This is a genomic window from Microcoleus sp. BR0-C5 (genome assembly GCF_036705045.1).
Taxonomy (GTDB): Bacteria; Cyanobacteriota; Cyanobacteriia; order Cyanobacteriales; family Microcoleaceae; genus Microcoleus.
In genome coordinates, this window is the sequence record NZ_JAUBTR010000214.1 from 1 (window position 1) to 1,172 (window position 1,172).

1 protein-coding gene is annotated in these 1,172 nt (G+C 39.2%); it reads right to left on the reverse strand.

What is annotated here, in order from left to right; translation table 11 throughout:
- Positions 1-37: 37 nt before the first annotated feature.
- Positions 38-1,111, reverse strand: coding sequence for an IS630 family transposase (locus tag QUB08_RS32005; RefSeq protein ID WP_333230326.1), 1,074 nt, complete (start codon positions 1,109-1,111; stop codon positions 38-40).
- Positions 1,112-1,172 lie beyond the last annotated feature (61 nt).

A 1,172-nucleotide genomic window follows, 5' to 3' on the forward strand; every position in this document is an offset into this window, starting at 1 on the left:
ATACGGAATCCGGTTGATAAAGGTCTACAACAAATCATCAATAAGTCAACCAATGATAATTGGTCAAAGCCTTAATTTCTGTTTGCATATTTTCTTGGAGAAAACGGCAGCGTTCAACTAAGACTTTTTCCAGGTCATCTAAGGAATTAAAATAAGTATTGACTAATGGCTCATCCACCAATTTCCATAACCGCTCTGCTGGTTGTAACTCGGGAGAATAAGGTGGAAGAGGTTCAACTTTTATCCCCAGAGGTAGACAAACTTTATTGCTTCTATGCCATCCGGCGTTATCCTCAACAATTAAAATAATTTTCTCTTCACCTGCTCCAACTTCTTTGGCAAAAGTCTCAAAAACTAAATTCAACCACTGAACGTTAACTCGGGGGATTAAATAATAGTGATTATCCCCAGTTTTTGGATTGACAAATCCATAAACGTACAACCACTCATATCTATGATGAACAATAGCTGAAGGCCTTTCTCTGACGGGAGCCCAGACTTTAGCCAAAATGGGTTTTAACCCAACGCGATGTTCATCAAAAAACCAAACCTCTACTTCAGCATTGGAATTTTCTTCTTGAAGAAGTTTGACTTTTTTAGGGAGGTTTTCCTTAAATTCTTTTTGCTCAATAGGACAACCTTTTTTATGTTTAGGTCGGGGACTTTGCCATGAGTATTCTAACTTTTTTAAGTAGTCCCATCCTCGGGCATCATAGATTTTACTACGTCCGGTTTCTTTTTCCATCCATTGAACGACTTTAGGTCCAGTCCAGACTCCCCCATCTCTAGGTTTCTTTTTTAACGCTTCTTTTAATTTCTCTAGTTGTTGTAGATTCAATATAGATTCTTTACCTCCTTTATGATTTCTTGGAGTTCTATTGCGCTTATTTGTAACCGAATCTATGCCAATTTCATTGTATTTCTTGATAACTCGGCGAGCATAGTCATAATTTAGACCCACAACCGATGCAGCATCCTTCACCCTCCACCCCGAGGCGACTTTCCAAAGTAGATGCCAACGTCGTGCTTCTACGGGGTCATAAGAGGAGCGGTATCGCGCTTTTAGGTCCGAATGACTTAAATGAGGCTCTAATTCGACTTTTTTTGGCATGGCTATTTTTCCTCGATTTTTTCAGCAATTATAACAGACCTATGACAACCGGATTCCGTAT

Coding starts and splice junctions, on each gene's coding strand:
- QUB08_RS32005 (WP_333230326.1), bottom strand. CDS start 1,111: ATGCCAAAAAAAGTCGAATTAGAGCCTCATTTAAGTCATTCGGACCTA.